The 23,178-nt window shown below is 25.4% G+C and carries 9 protein-coding genes; 4 read left to right on the plus strand and 5 right to left on the minus strand.

The features are described 5' to 3' along the window. Positions 1-4,211: 4,211 nt before the first annotated feature. Positions 4,212-5,312 (plus strand): peptide chain release factor 2, encoded by a 1,101-nt coding sequence (gene prfB / locus GFV14_RS02405; protein WP_457914082.1) that lies wholly within the window; start codon positions 4,212-4,214, stop codon positions 5,310-5,312. Positions 5,313-5,319: 7 nt separating this feature from the next. Further along, positions 5,320-6,837 carry a lysine--tRNA ligase gene (gene lysS / locus GFV14_RS02410; protein ID WP_457914083.1) on the plus strand — a complete coding sequence of 506 codons (1,518 nt, stop codon included), beginning with the start codon at positions 5,320-5,322 and terminating at the stop codon, positions 6,835-6,837. Positions 6,838-8,767: 1,930 nt separating this feature from the next. Here the strand turns inward: lysS and galE are convergent. Next, positions 8,768-9,787 (minus strand): UDP-glucose 4-epimerase GalE, encoded by a 1,020-nt coding sequence (gene galE, locus GFV14_RS02415; RefSeq protein ID WP_457914084.1) that lies wholly within the window; start codon positions 9,785-9,787, stop codon positions 8,768-8,770. Positions 9,788-13,718: 3,931 nt separating this feature from the next. Here galE and zapB point away from each other — a divergent pair. Next, entirely contained in the window at positions 13,719-13,958 is a 240-nt protein-coding gene (gene zapB, locus GFV14_RS02420; protein ID WP_457914085.1) for a cell division protein ZapB, read from the plus strand. A gap of 2,956 nt (positions 13,959-16,914) precedes the next feature. Here zapB and hslU read toward each other — a convergent pair. The 3 genes from hslU to GFV14_RS02435 all read right to left on the minus strand — a co-directional run bounded on the left by hslU (position 16,915) and on the right by GFV14_RS02435 (position 19,749). After that, positions 16,915-18,249: an HslU--HslV peptidase ATPase subunit gene (gene hslU / locus GFV14_RS02425; protein ID WP_457914086.1), complete on the minus strand. Its 1,335-nt coding sequence runs from the start codon at positions 18,247-18,249 to the stop codon at positions 16,915-16,917. 11 nt (positions 18,250-18,260) lie between these two features. Beyond that, entirely contained in the window at positions 18,261-18,791 is a 531-nt protein-coding gene (gene hslV, locus GFV14_RS02430) for an ATP-dependent protease subunit HslV (protein WP_457914087.1), read from the minus strand. Positions 18,792-19,377: 586 nt separating this feature from the next. Continuing rightward, positions 19,378-19,749, minus strand: a complete 372-nt coding sequence (locus GFV14_RS02435) for a hypothetical protein (RefSeq protein ID WP_457914088.1) — start codon at positions 19,747-19,749, stop codon at positions 19,378-19,380. A 609-nt stretch (positions 19,750-20,358) separates the two neighbouring features. On the opposite strand from GFV14_RS02435, the gene fpr reads away from it, so the two are divergent. Further along, positions 20,359-21,105: a ferredoxin--NADP(+) reductase gene (fpr, locus tag GFV14_RS02440; protein ID WP_457914089.1), complete on the plus strand. Its 747-nt coding sequence runs from the start codon at positions 20,359-20,361 to the stop codon at positions 21,103-21,105. A 901-nt stretch (positions 21,106-22,006) separates the two neighbouring features. On the opposite strand, the gene GFV14_RS02445 is transcribed toward fpr, so the two are convergent. Further along, a complete protein-coding gene (locus GFV14_RS02445) occupies positions 22,007-22,432 on the minus strand; it encodes a DUF805 domain-containing protein (protein ID WP_457914090.1) in 426 nt (141 codons plus the stop codon). Between the last annotated feature and the right edge of the window lie 746 nt (positions 22,433-23,178).

The following is a 23,178-nucleotide window of genomic DNA, read 5'->3' on the forward strand; positions in this document are numbered from 1 at the left end:
TTTTTATTTTTATCAGAAATTACAAGGTGTTAAACGAAAACGATGGCATTTAAATAGAAAAAATAATAATCATTTCAACAATAAATTTTTAACTTTTACTCTGTGAATTTTATTAATCAATCATTACAACTAAGACTCTAAGCACTATTAGAAAACATTTTGAGAAAATCTATCAAGCATTACTTTAATGATAAATAAAATTAATAATTTATATAGTAGTAATAGTAAACTGAATATTAAGATATAATATTCAGTAAATAAGATATATTCATCTTTATCAATATGTTAATCATTAAATTTTCCTCTATCTATCAGTAAACTAGTAGGGTGATCACTATCTTTACAGTTGAGTTATAAACTAGAAAGTAAATCATCTTCGTTCCTATTATTATTTCTACTGTCTATTAACGAGTTACGAAGAAAAATACAAACGATACTCTCTACAATTTTGACACCCTAGAATAAAAATATTAAATCTGGTTAACTAAAACTTTTTAATAGATTATTTAACAAGCTGTTATTCTTAAAAACAAAAATAAATATCTAGAAATAACAACATTTTTATAATATATTTAGGTTACTATCGTAATATACTGAAACAGTTTCTAATTAAACTAAACGTACTTTCTAACAATTTTAAAATCATCTAAAATACTGTATAAAATCATTTTAAAATTTTAAAAACAAACCGTTAGAAATAACATGCATTCTTCTAGTGATTCTTCTAGAATAAAATTTAAATATATTTATCAATGTCTCTTTTTTAATAGTTTTTGAACTGTTAACGCTACTCTTGTAATGATTTACACGCAAGAAAAATATTAAGAGCATAGATAAATATTCTGAAAAAAATATTGAACTGCTCAATAACGTTTCTGAAATCAAAAGATGAATCATACTAAAAACTAAAAATTTTCCTCATATAAGTTCAGTAAAATAAACAATATTAAAAATAGAATATTAATTTTAAATGATTATAAACTTGTATAATAACACTAGTGAAATAGATGAAAATTTATTAAAAAGAAAGGCGGTAGGATGAACAAATAAAAGATAGTATATATTATATATAGTACATAATTATAATAACACGCTACTATATTAAAGAATTATCAACAATACATAAGGTTCGCCAAAATATTATCAAAATCCAATTACATACTTAATTTCAATTGATTTATCTATCATTAATTATCTGACTTTTTAGCAAAATACTAAATAAAATTTAAAAATTACAAGATCACAACAGGGTAAAGATGAATCTATAAATAAAAATCACACACATCTAAAATAGTAAAACTCATATGTTCTAATATTGACTTGCAAAAAAGCATTGTCCTTAACTTCAGGAAAAAAAATAAAATAATAAAAAGTATTAATTACACTTTACAAAAATCTTTTAAAAAAAGTTACAACGACTGTTAAAAAAAATACATTTAGCAATCTTATATTTCCCAGGAATATTATAGGCTAAAATAATATTTTAAAGATATTACATAGTGTTAAATGTTACTCGCTACTTAAAAAGTCTTAACTCTAAAGACTAGGCTTACACTTGCTACAACATGCCTTTAATATATTTTTAATCACAATTTAAATTTACATATTACATACATTTTTCTGGTAGATATGTTTAATTTTTTATAAAAGATAAAAGATACATTTATACATATCCTATAATATGCACAAAACAATGATACGATAATAAATTATTATTGGAAACGTACATTTTAACTTTTTAACTTAATTCTAGCCAATATGGCTAACAAAATTAGCAATAAGCTAATAAGTGTGACTTCTTATTTAAATATATAAAATCATCTTTAATAAAAATTAAATCCTATACATACTTTAAATAAAATTACTTACATGACAATAACAGTAAATATTTATTGAAAGAAAAATTTATTGCTCAGTCAAAAGCGTGGGTGAATTTTTAAGTACTCTTTTATAAAAATTAGTAATATTAACAATTAAATACTTATTTTAAAGCGTCTAGAAATTTATTATTTCTTTATTTTTAAACTATACTTGAAGTTACTATAAAAAAAATACATTAATCTTTTCGTTAGTTAAATCATCACAGTTTTACTATATTTTACTTAAAATACCACTAAAAAAATTAAATCACGAGTAGTGAGATTCTTTATCTTGCATCTTTCTATACTCAAGAATATATTATAAGTTGTTGTTATTATTCACTTACAGTTGCTATTAATCAATATATTATGCAGTACAAGATTATACTTAAAATGACTTGGACGTCTTATGTTATCATATGCGATAGTTAATTCTTATTATGTTATTTATTAGTACTAGATACAATTTTAGATACTTGTAGTAAATACTCTATTATTATAAATATTGAGATGTTATTACATCAGAAATCATTAATTAAAATATACTTGTCTTAATAGCATCTCTTTATATTTTACACTAGTTTATTCCAATCAGGATATTACTTGTATTGACGCAATTCAAATCTTAGATTACTTATACAGTAAGTTATCGAATATAATTTAATACTAAAATCTATTAAGATTACTCCATAACGTATTAAAAATCATTGGTTTATTATCATCTCGGTGATTGCACTTTCAATAGAGCTCTCATGAAAATGTAGCACTCTGTTTCTTTCAGGTTCATAAGTTATGTAAATTTAAATTACATACTAGAAAACCAATGTCAAACTAGATATATCTAACGTAACTTATAGCAAACAGCTTATAACTATCAAGAACAAGCCAATCATAATGATTGATCAAATATTTTATATAAAAAATATTAAATTTGATAATCAACTGGATATTACAGTTATTATGACAAATAACTACTGATTCGCTCAATCTTACTCAATACAGATAAAATCACTAACCCTAATATCTATAATGACTAATTTATATTAGAATCACCTTCTAAAGATTAAATGCCTTAATATTCAAATTATTAAGATAATATTATTAAAATATAATTAATAAAACCAGTTATAAATGAACGCACTTTCACTAAATAATACTAATTTTTAGAAAAACAGCATTGATTTAAATATCAAAAATTAAACTTACCTGTTTCGTTAAAAACACTTTTAAATATGTACTATTAGTACATTAAATACAACAAAACCATCTTGATAATATACACGTTAAATATTGAGTTACTATGTACTAAAATATTAATTTTATACACAAAACTCATTAACACATTATCTTACTGTGCGCTAAACTTGAGATTGAATTCAAACAAAACTTTAGCAAAAAGGCATTAATGTTCCTGAATAAAAACAAAAGTATATTAATAATATAATTACATATACTGATTATAAATCATCTTAAATAATGTTAAAATAATTACATCAAACATTAAAAATAATACTATTATTCTGTTATTATATCTTGATTATAATAAAATAACACATTAACAGAACATATCATTAAATACACGATTCTACATATACAAAAAATATTAAAACATCAAATCTCTAAAACTTAGGTTAATGCAACAGTCTTGTTACTATACTATAACAGTTAGTTAAGCATGTTTTAAAATATTAAAAGATAATACGATTTCATTTCTTTTTTGAAGAGTTTTACTAAGAGTAAAAGTGAATTAAAACATAATAAATTTACATTAAAGATAAAAGAATTGATCTATAAAAATTTTCTTATAAATAATTATTTATAAAACATATATTTAATGCATATCTTTAATTATTATAACAATAATAAATTAACGTTATCTGAAATTAATGTTGTCATCACTTGACAGTATTTGAATACTTAATACAATGAAGTCAAACATTAGAATAAAAATATAGATTCATAATAATATAACCTTCATACAAATCGATTTTAAAATTTATTGAAATTACTTTTATATACATAGAAATATTTAATGAATAATTAAAAATACTATCTTTAAATAAATCTATCTTTCAGATTAAACTTCTTTATAATTCTATTAATTTTTTAATGCAACTCTATACTAAAATAATGTGACGTATATTTTGATGTATAGCGAGACAGGTCTTATTAAAAAATATGAGAAAATAAGAAAGAATACAATTTATTATCAAACATTGAATATTTTTGTTTACAATGAAAATTTATACTAGTTAAATTGCAACAAATATATAAATATTAAAAAAATCCTGTATAATTGATGATGTATAATGAATTTATTATATATAATAATCTAATATTAAGATATGGAAAATGACTTTTGAAATAAACTCAATAAAAAGCAAAATTCAAGATTTCTCTAAACGAACATTATTGCTAAGGAATATTTTTAACTACGCCGTTAAAAAAGAACGACTAGAAGAAGTTAAGAGAGAACTTGAACAATCTAATATTTGGAATAAACCACAAAAAGCACAGTTACTAGGAAAAGAACGTTCTTCTCTTGAAAATTTTATTAACACTCTCGATCAACTCACTCAAAGTATCGATGATATTAAAGGTCTTTTAGCACTTGCTATTGAAATAGATGATGAACATACCTTGCATGAAACAAGTAAAGACTTAGAACAAATTCAAGTAAAGTTAGAAAACTTAGAGTTTCATCGGATGTTTTCAGGTCAATACGATAGTTCTGATTGCTATATTGATTTTCAAGCAGGTTCTGGTGGCACAGAAGCTCAAGATTGGGCGAAAATATTAATGCGCATGTATCTTCGTTGGGCAGAATCAAAAGCTTTCAAGACAGAGATCATGGAAGAATCGAATGGTGATTTTTCTGGCTTAAAATCAGCAACCATTAAAATTATTGGCGACTATGCTTATGGTTGGCTAAGAACAGAAACAGGAGTACACCGTTTAGTACGTAAAAGCCCTTTTGACTCAGGAGGTCGCCGTCATACTTCTTTTACTTCAATTTTTATTTATCCTGAAGTTGATGACAATATTGATATTGAAATTAATCCAGCAGATTTACGTGTTGATGTTTATCGTGCATCAGGTGCAGGTGGTCAACATGTGAATAAAACTGAATCTGCTGTACGTATTACACATATTCCCACGAATATCGTCACTCAATGCCAAAATGATCGTTCGCAACATAAAAATAAAGACCAAGCTAAGCGTCAGTTGAAAGCAAAACTTTATGAATTAGAAATGCAGAAGAAAAAAGCAGATAAACAAGCGAGAGAGGAAAATAAATCAAATATTGGATGGGGTAGTCAGATTCGTTCTTATGTGCTTGATGATTCTCGTATTAAAGATTTACGTACTGGCTTGGAAATGCGTAACACACAAGCTGTACTGGATGGTCATTTAGATAAATTTATTGAAGCTAGCCTCAAATCTGGCCTATGAGGGAAAAATGTCTCAGGCAAAAAAAAGTGTTGAAAAAACCTACAATTTTAATAATGAACTAAAAAAACGTAAAGAGAAACTGTCTTCTTTACGGAAACAAGGAGTCGCATTTCCGAATGATTTTCGCTGTGACTTAACATTTGCAAAAATTCATTCTAAATATCATAAAAAATCATCAGAAGAGTTAAAGAATTTAAATATCAATGTTGCCATAGCTGGTCGTATGATATATCACCGTATTATGGGTAAAATATCATTTGCTACACTACAAGATATGGGGGGTCGAATTCAAATTTATGTTTCTTGCGATGATTTCCCAGAAAATATTTATAATGAACAATTTAAACAATGGGACTTAGGTGACATTATAGGTGCAAAAGGTCATTTGTTTAAAACGAAAACGGGTGAATTGACTATTCACTGTCATAAACTGAGTTTGCTAACAAAAGCACTCCGTCCATTACCAGATAAATTTCACGGCCTAACAAATAAAGAAACACGTTATCGTCAGCGTTATCTTGACTTAATTGCAAATAATGATTCTCGTAACATTTTTATAGCACGTTCGAAGATTATAACTGCATTACGAAATTTTATGGCAGATAAAGAATTTATGGAAGTTGAAACACCAATGATGCAATCTATTCCTGGTGGTGCATCAGCACGTCCCTTTATTACTCATCATCATGCACTAGATATTGATATGTTCTTACGTATTGCACCTGAATTATATCTAAAACGTTTAGTTATTGGTGGCTTTGAACGAATATTTGAAATCAATCGTAACTTTCGTAACGAAGGTTTGTCGTCACGTCACAATCCTGAATTCACTATGATGGAACTGTATATGGCGTACGCAAATTACCATGACCTCATTAATTTGATTGAAGAGATGTTTTGTAAATTAGCACAAGAAGTATTAGGCCACACCATAGTAAAATATGGTGAGCAAGAATTTGATTTTAATAAACCATTTTCTAAATTAACTATGCAAGAAGCTATTTGCAAATATTGCCCTGAAATTACTTTCGATGATATTAACAACATAAAAAAAACACTTTCTATTGCGCAATCTATTGGGATTAAAATAAACAAAAATTGGGGATTAGGTAAAATTCAATATAAGATCTTTGAAGAAGTTGCTGAAAATCACTTAATTCAACCTACATTTATTATTGAATACCCAGCAGAAATTTCACCCTTTGCCCGCCGTAATGATAACAATCCATTTATTACAGATCGTTTCGAGTTATTTATTGGTGGATGTGAAATTGGTAATGGTTTCTCTGAATTAAATGATGCAGAAGATCAAGTTGAACGTTTTTCTAAACAAATTCATCAAAAAGATGACAGTGATGAGGAAGAGATCTTTTATGATGAAGACTATGTGACTGCATTAGAGTACGGCATGCCACCCACAGCTGGTTTAGGTATTGGTATTGACCGTATGGTGATGCTATTTACTAACAGTCATACGATTAGGGATGTTATTTTATTTCCAGCATTACGCCCATCAAAACGGTAATTATTAAATCATATGAATATTCATAATTATCTGAATATTCATATACTTCAGAAAGTGAAAAAATCTTTAAATAAGTAATTTACAACACTTTATAGCAATCTAATTGTTGTGTGAATCGTATGATTATTTATCATATCAAACGGTTTCTAAAATTATATCTTTATATTATCAAATATTTTAATTATTAAATTAATGAATAATTATAGTTTATTACTTATGTAAATGCATACCTATCATATTTCTATAGTTCGCTAAATAATCACTTATTAAAATACATTAATATTATCAATAATATTCTATCTATGTTATTAACTAATCTAATTCGTGTTAATTGTATTAGAAATAAACTATTAATATATGATAAATGTATATTTTAAATTCATATTTTATTAATTATTTTTCTAAATAAAAGTAATGCTTTTTTAAAAAAAATAAAATATATATTATTAAGTAATATTAATGCTTTTCTCTTCATAGAAGATATAAAATAACAATCTTTTTAAGAAAAAATTTTTAATTATTTTAAAAATAATAAATTAATTTTTTTCAAAAAATAGTGTAAATTTCTTATTTTTTATTAAAATTACGGTCATTGACCTAAACTTTATAAGATAAGTTTATGATGTAAAATATTTTATAGACATCCTGTTGATTATAAAAACATCTAATAAATTTAATTATATTTTATAAAATTATTATATTTTTCCTCTTTTTACTAGCAAATATTGTTATAGATGCTCTTCAAACTATAAAATTTAAAAATAAAATAAATTAATATTCAAATAAAACAAATATTATAATCTGAGCTAATTATTAATTATTAATTATTAATTATTAATTATTAATTATTAATTATTAATTATTAATATTCTAATTTGTCAAGTGTTGTAAGTTTAGAAACACATAAATAAATCAATAAGAAAAAATCGTTTAATTTATAGGATTCTAATAAAAATTATCGCATTATCAATATCTTTAAAAATTATACAATTAATTAGTTTGATCAGTAGATTTTTCTAAACCTTGTCTTTTTAGAATTAATTTTACACATATCAATTAAATAAAGATAAACATTCCTTATGAAAATCTTTATTATTATTTGTTTTATTTCTGAATCAATATATTTAAAATTTTTTAATTAAATAAATATTAATTTAAGATCTTCTTTAATATTTTTTGTATAATAAAAAGATCATAAAAACTAACTTTAAAAATTAAGGTCAATATTTAAATATTTTTATTGTTTTCTCACATTTAACAACTTTTCTCTATTAAATAGTATAGACCTTCGAAAATTTTGTGTATAAAATATAGAAATCAGAATTTATTAAACTTTGTAATCTACATAATTACATCTGTGTTTATTATAAGAAACACTATTTAAAAGTTTTAACGACGTCAGAAGTTAAGGCTAATATATACATTAACGCTTGAAGACATATTTATGAAGCTTTAAAAGCATGAAAGGAACTTTCATCTTTTGAAGATTACTATCGTAACATTCAATGATATTGAATAAATAGTAATTGTTTACTACAACACCTCTTTAATAGTATATATTTCTTTAACACATTATAGAACTTTTATGATTAATCTTGATACGGTAAATTCCTTTTATTAATAATCACAAGAAATGTTAAGAAATTTCGTTATTTACAGACATCAAAAGTGTGTTATAAGATAACAGTGATATGAAGGCAGCATTTTCAAATAATATCTGTTATAATACTATTGATCATATCATTAAGGTAGAACACAGTCATAATATTTTATACTTTAATAGGATATCTAAATGTTAGATCCTGAGCTATAAATTCGTTGAACGAATAAAAACTCAATACATTTAAGAAGATAATAATAAATATTTAAATACCTTCTAGTATTTTATTAATTTAATATTTATTATCTTTCTATTTTTAGAAAAAATACTTTAGAGACTCTGATAACCATTAGGATTCTGAGACTGCCACTGCCAACTATGATTCACCATATCTTGAACAGAGTATTGAGCTTTCCAACCTAATTCTGCGTATGCTTTTGTTGGACTAGACCAGCATTCAGCAATATCACCAGAACGAGAATTAACAATTTTATATTGAATATGTTTACCAGATGCCTTTTCAAAAGCAGCGATCATTTCTAAAACACTAATACCTTTTCCCGTACCAAGATTATAAATATATTGACCTGATTTTTGACTAACATTTTCTAATACAGCAATATGTCCACTGGCTAAATCCATTACATGAATATAATCACGAATTCCCGTTCCATCAGGAGTAGGGTAATCTTTACCAAAAACCATTACTTCTTTATAACGACCAACAGCAACTTGTGTAATATAAGGTATTAAATTATTAGGTATCCCTTGAGAATCTTCACCAATTAAACTTGATTGATGCGCACCAATAACATTAAAATAACGCAATAACGTAATCGACCACTCATCATGAGCAATATATAAGTCCGTTAAAATACGCTCAACTATATATTTGCTAGTCCCGTATGGATTAGTTGTCAATCCAATATTAGATGCTTCAGTTAGTGGTACCTGTTTTGGAACACCATAAACAGCGGAAGAAGAGCTAAAAATTAAGCTTTTAATACCCATTTTCTGCATACTATGAATTAACATTATAGCGCTGTTCACATTATTATCATAGTATTCAATGGGTTGTTTTACTGACTTACCTACCGCTTTGAACCCAGCTAAATGGATAACTGAGCTAATCTTATGTTCAGAAAAAATAGTTAATAAAATCATTTTATCACGTACATCACCCTTATATAAAATAGGTTTAATTCCTGTAATTTTTGCAATACGATTTAGAACTTCCGGGTTAGCATTAGATAAATTATCTAATATAATCGGTTGTATTCCTTTCTGTAGCATTTTTACACAAATGTGGCTACCAATATAGCCAAGTCCGCCAGTGACTAATACTTTCATATAATTTATCTCAGTTTTCTATACGACAAATATTTATACATATCATTATAGTCATCTAATATTTTATGAATACCATGTAAGATGATACCTATAATCTAAATATCATTTTATTTTTTAGTTCTTAATAACATTTAAAAATTTTATCGTGTCAAATAATAGAGAATAATAAGCAAAAATATCAACGCATTACTAATTATATTACATTTTATTATACTAAGTATAGTAGCCATATCAATCACAAAAATACACTATTATTATTTAATACTAGATAATCAATTGTAACATACTAACATATCAGTCAGTGAGACCAACGAGTCAAATTCTTAACTCAGAAAAATTATATCTTCATTTGCAGATTATGTTATTAATAGTGACTTAATTCATATCGATCTAAAATAAGCACTCAGAGCAGCTAATATTATTATTTAGAGCATTTGCATCATTGTTCTCTGCAAAGACTAAATAATAAATTCTAGATTTACACAATAAACAGTGTGTTCTAATATCTTTCATTGCTCTTCTATTGGACAATTATTTTGCCATGCTCATAAATGTTTAATCAGTTACAAACTTGAAAAATAAATTACAAATATTAAGTTTATTGTATTATGTTAATGATAATGTATCATTATACAATACACATTATTTAAAACATTTTTACTTATATCGCTAAAATTTTCTAATACATTTTTATGTATATAAATAACGTTTATGCATGTGCTTAAAATTATAAAAGTATCGTTTTTCCCATGAAGGCACGAGTCTTTACTACAAACTTCCAGAATCAAGATCAAATCTTTATCGTATATATTATTTAATCCTAGCCTGTTGAAATTATATTACAGTTATGTTTATACGCAGTAAATTTATTGTCTATATAAAACGGTAACTAAATAATTTAAAAATATATTATACTAAAATAGTTTTAACATTCTGTATTAGTGCTAAATGTCATCCAATACATTTTTATAATGTCCACATAAACAGCTGTAGTTCTGATTCTGTTTTAGCAATTTGTTTTTTAATGTTTAAAATACTAATATACATTATTCTTTCTAAAAAAATTCCTAATGAAAATTTCCACTACAACCAATTTTCAAAACATAAAGAGACATAAAGCAACTCATCCCAATCGACTTAACGAAGCATATATATTTTAATTTCTAAGAAAGAATTCTTTAATGTATTATAATATTTTCAACTAATATCATTATTCTAAATTTCCCTCCACTGAAGAGGAGGTATAAATAATTATATTTAAAAAATATTCTAAATACACTTTTAATATATGTATGTTAATCATATATTATTTTAATATCATCTTGTTGTATTTTAAAATTACTAATATAAATTCTCAATTGTCTATTAATAATTTGTGAACGAGTTAAATACTTTATTCCAGAACAGCAAACTGTATAAATGATCATCCAGTATTTAGATTAAAATTTATTTACAGAATAGAAAATCCAATAAGATTAAATATTATTTACACAACAAGTCATTACTAAACTATAAAGATTAATACTTACAATAATTTTACTCTTCTACGTGTTAGAATACACCTGTTATAATTTATAATCAAAAACTAAAATTTAATTAATTAAGCTCTTAACGATACGAGGCTGACTATTAGTTGTATAAGACATCATATTTATTTTAATTAATAAAAGAAGTAACAGTTTTACTAAAACGTATTTTTTATAAAACTAACATTGCACTTTCATACAGTCGTTTATACAGAGTATAGATTAACACTGAGATTCGTATTGATGTCAGTGATGTTTATTTTTTTGTATTAAAGTTTTATTTTTTCACTAAATATTGTACAATATTCCGATATAATTTAAAATTTTCTACATGCGATACTTTACTTCAATTAAAATTGTTAAAGTTAACTAAATATTTGATATATATGTATCCACACATGTTATTTACATAATTAATATCAATATATCATCACTTATATAAATATGAATAAATAAATAATTTTGATCATCAGACAAAATTTGATCAATAAAAATTTCTGCAGTTTAAGTAAAAATCTGTAAATTAGCATAGAATACAATTCTAACTTACTACTGTGATAAACTGAAGTATACAATGTCATTCATTTTATTTTGCATAATTTATTTAAGAAATATGTTAAAATGTTATCCGGAAGATATATTTTTCAACAGTCACTAAGATCATTATGTTTTATACTTACCTTCTAATATTGAATACCACTGTATGCAAGAACTATTAAATATAATACTGACATTGAGTTTAATATTAAAATATTGTATCATATTTATTTTAATATAGAAAATATATCACATATTTTTAATGCACATACTCCCAATAATATCTGTACAAGCAGGGTTGTTGAAAAATATACTAAACATAGTTTAGGTTCCGCGAATATTTTCTGTCAATTTCTCTATACTGAAAATAATAAAATATATTCATTACAGATTATGACGTATCACGATGTTTAAAAAATAGATTTGAACTTCTTTCAACATTTTAAACCCTATGAATAACCTTCGTAAAAAAAGTGAAATTTTAATGAATTTAAAGGTATGCATGAGTGAGATTTCACATTCTATTACCACAACATATTAAAGTATTTATATTTCTATTTTTCTCAATTAATATATATAAATAACTTACTGTATTCTTAATACTTATTCAAATACTTTTAGATTTCTCTACATTACTTGACCATTTCTCATTTTACTAAAATAAAATGACTTCATTAAAAACTCATATTGATTTTTTAGTTATTATCTCTTCTACATTACTATCACATATATAATATAAAATACTATTTTCTTAATAATAGAAATACAATGATAATATAGCTTTCATTTTTTAAATTATCATTAAAAAAATCTTTTCTTATTTATTCCTATAATTAATATTATGATTATCTTATAATACAACACACATTATGAAAATTAAAATTTAAATTAATATCTAACGTTATTCTTTTAGAATGTAAAATATTATTAAGTTAATGTAAAAATAAATACTTGATAATATCACAGCTGTCTTCCTAGTTAATGTAAAATGTTAAAACTATTTTTTTAGTTAACGATAATTAGTCTTAAAACTGACAATATTGTCAATATTTAAACATAAGATTATTCATATTATCACAACATCAATTATAAAATAATAAATCATGCTGCGTTAAATAAATCTATTTTAAGTATATCCGAAAAAATTCACAAAAACCATTAATGAATATACGCAGATCGTACAATTCAACATTAAATAACTCTTCAGTTTGTAATGAGTATCAGAGAAAATCTAAACAAATATCTAATGATCATGACAGCAATAATGAAATAACTAAACAAAAACTCAGAGGGTAAATTTAACATAACAACTTCATTATAAAACGATTAACGATAATTTTGTAAAATATAAAAATCATTATCAACATAATGTAATATTGTATAGTTTTTATTAATATTAGTAATAGTTACTAACGATAAAATTATGTACACAACAGACTCACCTTACCAATTCATTTTTATTTATACTCCTCAAGAAATATACGTCTCATGTTGATATTTTATTGGATTTTATTATTTCTTAAAGTAAAAAAAACTACACAACATAAAACTTGATATACATGTCAAGTTGATTAGTAACTTATTACAAATGAAAATTTTATAATATTTTTTAGGATAAAATATTCAAATGAAAATTATAAATTTTCATTTATCTTATTACAATACCGAGAAATAGCGACATTAAAAATGTTTCATATTATCAAAAAAAACTAAAGAAAATAACTAGAACTGTTCATATACTCAAACTAAATTATGTGACCTAACCGTGTTTTAGAATAACATAACGAGTAAAATGTAATTAAGCCACTAGACATAAAGAATTATGCTATTTACAATTAACTTTAAAGCTTATAAGGGAGATACGAATAATGTCTTTTGAAGTATTTAATAAACTAGAATCAAAAGTTCAACAAGCAATCGATACTATAACTTTATTACAAATGGAAATTGATAAATTAAAAGATAAAAATAGTATACTGATCCAAGAGATTAGTAACTTAAAATCAGGTACAGAGTTACTAGTACGTGAAAATGAACAACTAAAACAAGAGCAAAAAACATGGCAAGATCGTCTACGAGGGTTACTCGGAAAAATGGAGGAGGTCTAAATTTTTATAATATTTTCGAGCAAAAAATTTTAATTAAATCCATTTATAATCATAGATTTTATATACTTTTAATAGTTTATTTATTTCTTACTTATAAACTGCTTACCTTAATAGATAAAGTAATATAATTTAAGTAGACTCGTAATATAAACTGCTTATAGCCTATTCAAAATATTGTTTTCATACGGTAATCTTTGTACCTATTATCAGTATAAAAGGACTCTCAAAGAAAGTGTAAGAACCTTAAAATATTTAAATATATTAAACTATTTTAATAAACAACTAAAGACATACACCATACAATGAATATATGTAAGCCATTTTATAAAAACTGAATTTCTTCAAAAATAGTTTTTAACATAACTTACTCCCCAGTAAGTTTTTAGTAAGAAACAAGTATATTACTTTTGAAACTTTATAAAATTATTAAAATACAGAAAAATCTATTTGAGTAAGCGTGAAAAATACAAAAACAAAATTTCACATCAGCAATGATATAAAACATTAAAACAAAGTTTTCGTAATCATGTATACAATAAAGATTGATAATATGTATAAAGCTAATAAAAACGCATAATATATAAAAAAATTTCTAAAATTAGATGATATTTGAATGGTAAAAAAATTAAAATTATTACATAACACTTCTAGTAAAATAATAATGAACATCACAAACAAATAAATAAATATCTTTATCACTGCAATATCAGATAAAAGATCAATGACACATTTAAGGTATATATTATTAAATAATAATTACATAAGTAAATTATGCACAAATAGTACATATCATAATATTAAATATGATAGTTGAGATAGAATACTTCAATCAACTGTATACTTTTAATATACTCCTTATTTATTCAATTACTGAATATCGATTTAGTAAATAGAAAAAAATAACAACACATCTAGAGGTACTGTGAAACTATTTCAATATTCACCTTCAGTGAATCAATCTAACATTAATCTTCTCACTATTATTACAAATACTAAATAAATATTAAATTACATATATCTCTATAACTGTTCAATTATCATTATACAGTATGCAATATACAGTATTATACATCTCTCTTTTTCAAAAAATTAAAATAATACAATTGAAAACAAACAAAAATACAGATTATATTTTGCCTTATTTTTATGAAATTATTGTTTGTTTATTGATAATGAAAGGCTTCTGATTTTTTTATCCAATTTATCTTGGATTTTAAGCAGGTCTTAAGAAAAAATGATACAAATCATTCTTTACTTATAAACAATCACCGTAAAAGATATAAATATTACAATACAAAGAATATTATTTATAGTAACAACTTCTATGATAATAACTGAAATATATTACAAGAATAATTTGAATACTCAGATTATTTATATCACGATATCTACTAATATATTGTTTTATAAATTATATATTTTCTAAAGATTATTAAAAATTAATCTAAAAACGAAAGTATCGATAAGTACTTTATATATCGCTATACCAATTAACCAGAATTTAAGATGTCTCTTTTTTTATAAATATCATACAAAAACATTATTTTCAAAAATGTTTTAATTACAATTCCTAACTAAAAAAATAAAGTAAGCGCACTAATATTAAAAATTAAAAATAAATTTTAAATCGTCCACACTGTCTTAACAAATATTATACAGTTTTAAAAACAGAATATATAATAAAATTTATATTTAAAATAATTTAAATATAATCTAAGTAATAAAAAATTGATTTAATGTAACATATAAAATATATTATTTCAAATGCAAAATTAAGCTGAATATCATATAAAATACAACTGACGCTATGACAAAAAACTACTCATTGAAAACTGCAAAAACAGTGAGTGCAATATCAGTTTTTAAAAAGTAATTAATAAAATCTACTCTGAAAATATAGAGATATTAAATGCAATATAAGAAAATATTTGACTATTATCTAGATACTAACTTAGAGAAAAATATATTTATAATAAATAAGGTGTGATTATATTTTAAATCTTTTAACACATACTTTTAATTTTAAATAATTTAGAACGCATTAAATGTTATGAAATAGCATTAAAACTACAGAAAAAAAGACTGAATACATTCTGTTAATAAAAAAATCAATTAAAACATACCAAGAACATTCGAGAAAATAAATAATCAGATATGACAGATTTAAACGTTTCAAAGATAGGAAACAGATATTTTATTTTAAATTCTTTAACCTTATTATAATATTGAACATATTGTTTACGTAGTCAAAATTAATAACATTTAATTCATTAAAGAAGATTAAACACAAAAAGATCAAGCTAAAATTAAAATAAAATCTTATATTTTCAGTATAGGTAATTTCAGCGATAGTGACTATTAAACTAATATGAAAATTTATAACCTCTTGAAATTTTTTAATATACTTTACACAGAGTCAATATATATCATTGCATTGATTATTGATGACATCTTTAAAATTATTTGCTTAGTTTGAAGATACTTTAGAATAAGTCATCTATAATACAGGTTACGCAGACTATTTATCATTTAACATCTTTATTAAATATACCCTATGAAAAACCAGTCATAATCACAACAGTACATATGCGGTTTAACTCATACTAATGAGGATTAATAAAGATAAACAAACTTATTAAATCATTTTGAAAATTTATTATCTTTGCTATCACTAAATTTTTAAATGTCAAATTAATATTTTATAAATATATTATATGAGATCTCTATAATTTAAAATATTTTATACACGATCTCCAAATTTCTATATGCGCGATCATTTAAATTCGTTACGTTAATATCGTTATATTTTAACACTTAAAATTTAATAACATTTAATTCTTGCAATGCAATAAAAGTCTATCGTCACTGAGAGATATGGATGTACAGTGACTTAATTAAGAATTATATTAATAATATATAATAAGTATTAAGAACAACAAAATAATAAAAAATAACTCTATAAAATATAACGACTTAAGTCTTCGTCAGCGATTAGAAGATCCAAGTGTTGTTTCACATACTCATCATCAATTTGAATAGACTGTCCATTGTATTCACTCGCATCATAAGAGATCTCTTCCATTAAACGTTCTAAAACAGTATGTAAACGACGTGCACCGATATTTTCAGTTGACTCATTAACTTGGCATGCAGATTCTGCAATACGACGAATACCGTCAGGTGTAAATTCAATAATTACTCCTTCTGTTGCTATCAAAGCTTTATATTGCTCCGTTAAAGAAGCACTTGGCTCCGTTAAAATACGTACAAAATCTTCTGTTGTTAACGCTTGTAATTCAACGCGGATTGGTAAACGACCTTGTAATTCAGGAATTAAATCAGCTGGACTAGATACTTGAAATGCGCCAGAGGCAATAAACAAGATATGATCTGTTTTAATCATACCGTGTTTAGTTGAAACTGTACAGCCCTCAATCAAGGGTAATAGATCACGCTGTACACCTTCTCGTGAAATATCTGAACCTGATGTTTGAGTGGATCGCTTACAAATTTTATCAAATTCGTCAATAAACACAATACCATGTTGTTCAACAGATTCAATAGCTTTCTCTTTTAACTCCTCTAAATTCAATAATTTAGTAGCTTCTTCTTCAACTAAGAGTTTAAAAGCTTCTTTAATTTTCATCTTGCGAACTTTTTGTTTTTGTCCTGCAAGATTTTGAAACATAGATTGAAGTTGATTAGTCATCTCCTCCATGCCTGGAGGAGCCATAATTTCCACACCCATTGATGAAGCTGCGACTTCAATTTCAATTTCCTTGTCATCAAGCTGTCCTACACGTAATTTTTTACGAAATAATTGACGTGTTGGTGATTGATCATCAACAGATTCAGATTGTCCCCAATTATTTTTTACTGGTGGGATTAATACATCAAGAATACGTTCTTCTGCAAGATCTTCTGCACGTTCACGATTCTTTTCTATAGACTGCTGACGCACCATCTTGATCGCGGAATCTGCTAAATCACGAATAATAGAATCAACTTCTTTACCGACATAACCAACTTCAGTAAATTTTGTTGCTTCTACCTTAATAAAAGGCGCATTCGCTAATTTTGCAAGACGACGAGCGATTTCAGTTTTACCAACACCAGTTGGACCAATCATTAGAATGTTTTTTGGGGTGACTTCACAACGCAATGCTTCAGATAACTGCATGCGACGCCAGCGGTTACGTAGAGCAATTGCAACAGAGCGTTTAGCTTTATTTTGGCCAATAATATGATTATCGAGTTCGATGACTATTTCACGAGGAGTCATGTCGGACATACTAGAAATCCTTATAATTCTGAAGAAATTTCTTCAAAATTGAAATTATGGTTGGTATAAATACAGATATCGCTTGCAATTTTGAGCGATTTTTTAGCGATTTCTCGTGCACTTAATGTAGTATTCTCAAGTAAAGCACGTGCAGCAGATTGTGCATATGGGCCGCCTGAACCTATCGCAATTAAATCATGTTCTGGCTGAACAACATCACCATTCCCAGTAATCATAAGAGAAGTATGTTCATCAGCAACAACCAATAATGCTTCGAGCTTACGCAGCATACGGTCAGTACGCCAATCTTTTGCGAGTTCAACAGCTGCTTTCGTCAAATGGCCTTGGTGTAATTCAAGCTTACGCTCAAAAAGTTCAAAAAGTGTGAATGCGTCTGCGGTACCACCGGCGAATCCTGCAATAACTTTTTCGTTATATAAGCGACGTACTTTTCGGACGTTACCTTTCATAACGGTATTGCCCATCGTCGCCTGTCCATCGCCACCAATTACGACGTGATTATTACGACGAACACTTACGATTGTTGTCACAAGTTATCCCCTGGTTTATTCGAAAAAAATGCAAGGTATTTATGTTTCGAGTCGCCGATTTTTCTCATCGATAACTTGAAATAACATCTTTCGATAATACATTAAAGTAATAAATGGGGGAGAAATGGATGTTTTTCAACCCCTGAAGAACGAAGAATGCAATCTACAACACCAACACTATTCACATTATAACTTATCTTTTCTACTGTTTAATTGAAATAAGAACCAAGAACAATACCATGTAAGATATCGCCCAAAGTAATTCAATTTTCCATTCCAGAAAAACTAGTATTGTGCGAATAGATTCTGCTTATGCTATAGCACGAAAAAAAATCACAGCGCGTTAGTATTTTTTTTGGTAACATATTATTGGGTTTGATTTTTTATTTTACGCTTCGTTTTAATGAAAGAGGTTTCTAATACATCTTTCTGATTTTATATCAACAGATAAAGTTGTGTGTAGATTTACTGATTGTTTTACAGGTTTAATTTGTTCATTAATCATTTTTGTAAATGATCGTTAAATTTTGAATTATAAACATTTTTTTCAAGTTTATTACTGGTTAAGTATATTAAAATCAATTTTTCAAGAAATTGACGCTGTTCTAAAAAAATCAGTCAGATTGATAAAAAAAGTTTTGTCATTAATTCTACTCCTTTGTGAAATTCGCGGAATATCAACATAACAATGCTCCAGTTCCTTGATATATCGCCAATGTTCTTTAGGTTTCGGTGGTAATGTTCTACCTGGCGAAAGAAGAATATATGCTTTTTCATTTTTAAGTTCTTTTTTTTGATGATAAGTTCCATAAAGTAAACTACTAATAATTAAAACAAAAGTACAAAAAAAAACGATAATAGTTTTTATTATCAATCCTTGCGTTTTTCTTACATTACCTTTGATAGTTTTATAGCGGACATGGGACCGCCTACAAGCCACATAATCTTTATGTCTCACGCTTATTTATTCACTAGGTTATTAAATGTATTATTATGCAGCTTAACATATTACTTAATCTAAACAACTTTACCTAGCTTTTAGGAATTTTATATACTTCTTTTTAATTTTACGATTGTATATTAAATATAAAAATTATAATTTATTTTCAAAAATTTACCATAAGATTATATCTTAGTTAAATTCTTTATAGCTAGAATGCTGATATATCTAACTAGATTTCTATTTGCATCCTTCTAAACTAAATTATTTTACAAACAAAAATTCATTAAATTTTTGAAAATAAATAACATAAAATTTTTCATAGAGAGTTAAAGTAATCATTAAGTACTTTATGTAGAAAGCTAATATAGAAAAATTGATTAAAATTTAATTTTATTATTAAATCGCTAAGAGAAAAAATTCATGTTTTCAATATAAAACACTATTTAATAAGTTAAGTAATGTCAATATTATACACTGATTATATCAAAAACTATATATTAACGTTAATATAAAATCTTTATATGAAAAATATACTAAAACACATTATCGATAAGCGAAAATACTAAAATGATTTAATATTAACTAATCTCATCTACAAACTTAAAAAATACAAGTGGAATTTATATGGCAAAGTGGGTTACTGGAACAGTCGTCGAAGCTAAATTCTGGCCTAATTCTTTATTTAGTCTTATTATTAATGCCCCTATTAAGCCTTTTACAGCAGGTCAGTACACGAAAATTTCATTAGAAGTTAATGGAGAACGTATTCAACGCGCCTATTCTTATGTTAACGCACCAAGTGATGACCGCCTGGAATTTTACTTCGTCATCATACCCAATGGCATACTTAGCCCGAAACTTGCCAAATTAAGCGTAGGTGATACTTTACAAATTACAGACGAAGCGGCAGGTTTCTTTGTTTTAAATGCAATTCCCACATCCAAAAATTTATGGATGCTTGCAACAGGTACCGCTATTGGCCCTTTTTTATCCATCTTACAAGAAGGTAAAGATTTTGAACGATTTGAAAAAATCATTCTTTTACATGCTGTTCGTTATCAAAAAGATCTAAGTTATTTACCCTTATTACAGAAACTAGCTAAAAACTTTTCCAAAAAATTACACTTGATTACAGTCGTAAGCCGTGAGAAATGCGAAGGGTCATTATATGGACGAGTACCTGATTTGATTAAAAGTCACGAGCTAGAACAAGCAGCTGGAGTATCACTGGATGCTAACAATAGTCACGTAATGTTATGTGGCAATCCAGAAATGCTAAAAGATACACTTAATGTATTAAAAAATACACGTGCAATGGATAAGCACTTACGTCGTAAACCAGGTCATGTCAGTAGCGAAAAATATTGGTAACTATTTAGCAAGCCTGTGATGCAACAGATTGATACCACAAGGATTAACTTAATTATTACCATAAATACTACCATAAGCTATTTCTCATCATATGCTAATCGATATTTTCAAAATCCATGACTACATTCTTAGTTATAATATGAAAATTTAAGATAGATGTATTTATTATCAACTCAATATAACTTAACTAATGTTTATTTTCAATATAATCAAAAAAAATCCAAAAACAAACAATACTCGATGAATACTTTGAAGCAGCATTATAGAGCTTATTGCGATTCTTCTTAATATTTAGAAAGATTTTCTACTCAATCATATAGTGATATATTATACCAACTTAAACTATTAAGAAAATTTGTGGTGTATAATATTAAAATCATAATGACTGCATTTTAAATGGGTCATTTTTAATCGTCTATACAATAATATGAGTTTAATAATTAAAACTTTTTATTTACATTATAGACTTTTCATGAACTATATCTGCATTCTTGATGCTTTCACATTAAGCATTACTCCAGTATTTTAGTATTTTAACTACTAATTAAAAAAATTTAGTTAACTATATTTTAAACCTTTATATTAGTAAACTTTACTCCATTTTCATGAGCTTCTCTTTAAAAGATTTGAAAATAGTAATATACTGTACTCTCTGGAAAGATTCCTTAAAAGTATATCCACAAGCAAGGACCAATCTTTAGTGCTATACAGCTATGGATAAAATCATTCATAAAAATTTAACTTCCTAGAGAGTCTTGATTTTTTTAGAAACAAATTGATAAATATCATTTTTTAAAATATTTCTGGACTAATATTATAATTTTCATCTCGTTTGATAAAGATGGTAGATATAAAAAATACCATTTTAAACATTGAATAAACTTAAAATTTAATAGGCTTGTTAGATAATAAACTTTACTAACTGAGTTTTGTTACCATATTGATTTTTAGAATTCATTCCTACAAAAGTTCCACAATCTAAGATAATCATTATAGTTATGAACAGAGGCAGAAAACGTCCAATTCCCCACTGCCAAATAAAGTCTAATTGACTAACATCCATCATGAAAAATATAAAAGCAAGAATAACTAAGAAAAACCACCCACCTGATTTTCCTCTATCATGTAAACGTTTTGTAAAAATCGCTGTTAATGGATATAATAGAAAAATGAATATCACAATCACGACAAAATTAGGTAAAGAAAAAGTATTATAAAATAATAAAATAGTCATCATTAAAATACAATATAATGCAATACCTGCCCAAAATGGGCGTCGTCCAATTCTTCCTTTAAAAGAAAAAGCCCATTGTCGTAATGTTATCACATCTTATCCCTGCTACAATATTAAAAATCAAAAAATCATTAAAAATAAAAATATGCACTGCGTTCAACAAAGATTGTTATAGTTCTGTTTATCTTGATTTTTCTACATATCAAATTCGAAAAAATTTTAATATTACCTAAGAATATTATATACTAATTTAGTTAGACTGCCAAGTCACCGCTTATCATTTTACAACTTTAAGATTTCATGGTTGATGTCACTGAAAAACCGATAAGAAACTTTATATAAATAAACAGTAATTATGAATCCGAAAGATTTTTACATTTTATATTTAGAGTGTATTTTAAATAAACTCAAGTATTTATTTTCTTCTGTCTATGCATGTAAAATTAAAAAAAAGAAAAGTTTGAGTCTGGTGTTATTTCGATAGAAAATAATAAAAAATTAAAATTAATCAATAATTTATCAAGTACTGTATATTATGTCCCTGATTAAATAATCTATTAAACTATTTCTTGAAATGCACATTTTAATCTGACGTTAATATTCAATAAACTTACACATATTACACATACAATACATAGATAAGACATCAGTTAAATATTTCTACCTTATATTGTCATAAAAAGTAATAATAGAATATACTGTCTTTTGCTCTTGAACTAATTCAACTAGAAATGTAGTGTTATCAAGCAAGTCCTAACTCATAATAATAATCATCCGTATACTAAAAAAGTAATGATTAAGTATTATTACACCTACACCTAAAATAATTTAAAACTTCT

This window comes from Candidatus Hartigia pinicola, assembly GCA_020541205.1.
GTDB lineage: Bacteria > Pseudomonadota > Gammaproteobacteria > Enterobacterales > Enterobacteriaceae > Hartigia > Hartigia pinicola.